Consider the following 3,017-nt stretch of genomic DNA (forward strand, 5'->3'; position numbering starts at 1 on the left):
CCCGCCAGCGGCTGGCGACGTTCGCCGTCGACAGCGAGATCCGCTTCGCCACCGCGGCCGACCGGGCGGCCTTCGCGGCGGAGCTGTCCGACGCCGTCACCGCGCTGGTCGCCAGATACCACGACGAGAAGGCGCCGGGCGGGCGCAGGCACCGCCTGGTGATCGCCCTGCATCCCAGCCTGAAGATCCCGAATGCGAATCCGAACCCACGCCCGAGCCCGGCCGGGCCCGGTCACACCGAGGGGAACTGACCATGTCGAACGAGCAGCCGAACCAGTCCGGGCGCAAGTTCGCGATCGAGCGCGAGACGCTGCTGCCGACCACACCCGAGGAGTACTGGGACGCGGTCACCACCGGCAACGCCGGCTGGCTGTGGCCGACGCAGGCCCCGCAGCCACAGGTGGGCGGTTCCTGGGACGGCGGCACGCTGCTGGCCTGGGAGCCGCCGCACCACCTCATCGTCCGCTCCGAGGGGCCGGACGGCTGGTTCAACCAGCTCGAACACCTCGTCGAGGCCCGCGACGGCGGGACGACCTGGGTCCGCTACGTGCACAGCGGGGTGTTCGCCGACGACTGGGACAACCAGTATGACGGTGCCTCCAGGCACACCGACTTCTACCTGCACACGCTCGGCCAGTACCTGCGCTACTTCAGCCGCCGCCCGGCGAGCTACGTGTCGGTCGACGCGCCGGCCTCCTCGATCACCCCGGACGGGTTCGACGCGCTGCGCCGTGCCCTCGGGCTCGGCGCAGCCGGGCAGGGTGACCAGGTCCGTGTCACGCTGCCCGGTCTTCGGCCGCTGGACGCTGCCGTCGACTATCTGGCCCCGCACTTCCTCGGCCTGCGCACCGAGGATGCGCTGTACCGCGTCTTCGGCCGTAACGCCTTCGGGGCGCCGGTCTCCGTCGCCGCCCACCTGTTCGCGTCCGACGCGGATCAGCAGGGCACGGAGAAGGCGCTGCAGGCATGGCTTGAGGAGGTCTACGCCTGACGGGGTCCGTGCCGGTGCCGTTTCCCGCGGTCCGGCCAGTGCCCGTCAGCGCAGGCCGGACCGCACGAAGGCGTCGACGACCTGACGCTGCATGGCCATGTAGAGGGCGAAGACGGGCAGGCAGGCAAGGCCGGACGCGGCCATCAGCGCGCCCCAGTTGTCGCCCTCCTCAGTCAGGAAACCGCGGATGCCGAGCTGTACGACGGAGTTCGCCCGTTGCAGGACCAGCGCGGGCCAGAAGTAGTCGTTCCAGGCGGAGATGAACAGCAGGATCGACAGCGACGCCAGCACCGGCCGCAGGTTCGGCACGACCACCGTCCACAGGATCGTCCACGAGCCCCGCCCGTCGATCCGGGCCGCGTCGAGCAGTTCCCGGGGGAAGGCCTGCATGTGCTGGCGAAGCATGAGCACGGCAAGCGCCGAGCACAGGTTCGGGATGATGACGCCGGCCAGGGTGTTCAACAGCCCGAGATTCGACAGTACGAGATAGTTGGAGATCATCGTCACCTGGAACGGGATGAGCCAGGTGGCGACGAACATCAGGAACAGGATGTTCCTGCCGCGGAACTCCCAGGCGGCGAAGGCGTAGGCGGCCAGCAGGCACACCATGAGCTGACCGGCGGCGGTCACGACGGCGATCACGAGGGTGTTGGCGAGCAGCGCGCTCATGTCGAGGTTGTCGAAGACGAAGCGGTAGCTTTCGAGGCTCAACGGCCAGGGCAGCAGCGACTGCCGGAAGATGTGCCCCGGCTGGCGCAGCGAGCTCGCGAACATCCAGTACACCGGAAACAGGCTGATCAGGCTCAGCAGGGCCAGCAGCAGATGGCCGGCCGCGGTTCGCCGGCGGGGTACCCGTGCGCCGCCCGTCGTCCCGCCGGCTGTTGTCCTGCCTCTTGTCGTCCCGCCGCCTGTTGTCCTGCCGGTCATTGTCCGCGTCCTTCGGTCGAGGTCAGTTGTCGGCGAAGCTGTAGTGGTCGGCCAGTTTCACCAGCGCCGCCGCCACCACGGCGAAGGCGAGGAAGAAGACGACGCCCGCGGCGGAGGCGAGTCCCGAGTCCAGGCTGCGGAAGCCGAACTCCCAGAGCAGGTAGTACACGTTTGTCGTGCTGTCCACGGGACCGCCCTGGGTCAGCACGTCGATCAGCGGGAACGTCCACTGCGCGGACAGCAGCACCGTCATGAGCAGCATGAACAGCAGCGTCGAGCGCAGCATCGGCAGCGTCACCCAGCGGGTGGTCTGCCAGCGCGAGGCGCCGTCCATCTCGGCGGCCTCGGTGTAGTCGGCGCTGATCCCGGTGAGCCCGGCCGAGATGACGAGTACGGCGAAACCGAGGATCTGCCATGCGCAGATCATGAGAATGGAGAACAGCGCGGTCGACTCCTCCCGCAGCCAGTTGAACGCGCCGAGCCCGAGAGCGTGGTTCACCAGCCCCGAGGGATCCAGCAGCCACCGCCACACCGCGGCGGCCGCGACCGGCGCGACCAGCACCGGCAGGAAGAGCAGCGCCCGGTAGACGGTGCGCGACCGGCCGCTGAGATCACGGACGACCAGCGCGACGGCGGTGGGCAGGATGATGGCGAACGGCACCAGGCCAAGGACGTACCACAGCGTGTTCATCGCGGCGTCCCGTAGCTGCGGGATGGTGAACAGCCGCTGGTAGTTCTCCAGGCCGACGTAGATCCGTGGCGAGGTCGGCAGCAGGTTCCAGCGGTAGAAGGACAGCTGGACGGCTTCGATGATCGGTTTGTAGGTCCACAGCGCCAGACTGATCATCCCTGGCAGCAGGTACAGGTACGGCGGTACGGCGGCGAGCATCCGGCGGGCCAGCGGCGGCCGGACGGCGCTGACGCGCGGGCGGGAGACGGCACCGTCGACAAGGGCCGCGCCGGCGGTGCCGGCCGGGATGGCGGTGCCGGTGGCTGCCGTGGGGACGGCGACTTCGACGAACACGGCTGGGAACGTCCTCTCCGGGTGTCCGGGACGAAAAAGCCCGCGACCGGACGAAAAACCGCCGGCCGGCCGGCG

4 protein-coding genes (1 of these 4 running past the window's edge) are annotated in these 3,017 nt (G+C 69.4%); 2 read left to right on the top strand and 2 right to left on the bottom strand.

What is annotated here, in order from left to right:
• Together FrCorBMG51_RS18775 and FrCorBMG51_RS18780 are read left to right on the top strand one after the other, a co-directional pair.
• A protein-coding gene (locus FrCorBMG51_RS18775) for an ArsR/SmtB family transcription factor (RefSeq protein WP_235433715.1) crosses the window boundary here: on the top strand, positions 1–162 show its 3' portion. It extends 414 nt beyond the left edge of the window; 162 of the gene's 576 nt are visible here — the last part of the coding sequence; the start codon falls outside the window, past its left edge; the stop codon is at positions 160–162.
• Between the two features lie 91 nt (positions 163–253).
• Complete coding sequence (locus tag FrCorBMG51_RS18780) at positions 254–991, top strand: SRPBCC family protein (protein WP_047224368.1); 738 nt, start codon at positions 254–256, stop codon at positions 989–991.
• Positions 992–1,036: 45 nt separating this feature from the next.
• On the opposite strand, the gene FrCorBMG51_RS18785 is transcribed toward FrCorBMG51_RS18780, so the two are convergent.
• A complete protein-coding gene (locus tag FrCorBMG51_RS18785) occupies positions 1,037–1,918 on the bottom strand; it encodes a carbohydrate ABC transporter permease (RefSeq protein WP_076843869.1) in 882 nt (293 codons plus the stop codon).
• A gap of 22 nt (positions 1,919–1,940) precedes the next feature.
• On the bottom strand, positions 1,941–2,942 hold the full coding sequence (locus FrCorBMG51_RS18790; RefSeq protein ID WP_047224369.1) for a carbohydrate ABC transporter permease: 1,002 nt from the start codon (positions 2,940–2,942) through the stop codon (positions 1,941–1,943).
• Positions 2,943–3,017: the final 75 nt, after the last annotated feature.

Source organism: Protofrankia coriariae (assembly GCF_001017755.1).
GTDB lineage: Bacteria > Actinomycetota > Actinomycetes > Frankiales > Frankiaceae > Protofrankia > Protofrankia coriariae.

Excerpts from the sequence above, each read along its gene's own strand:
- FrCorBMG51_RS18780 (WP_047224368.1), top strand. The coding sequence starts at position 254 with ATGTCGAACGAGCAGCCGAACCAGTCCGGGCGCAAGTTCGCGATCGAG.
- FrCorBMG51_RS18785 (WP_076843869.1), bottom strand. The coding sequence starts at position 1,918 with ATGACCGGCAGGACAACAGGCGGCGGGACGACAAGAGGCAGGACAACA.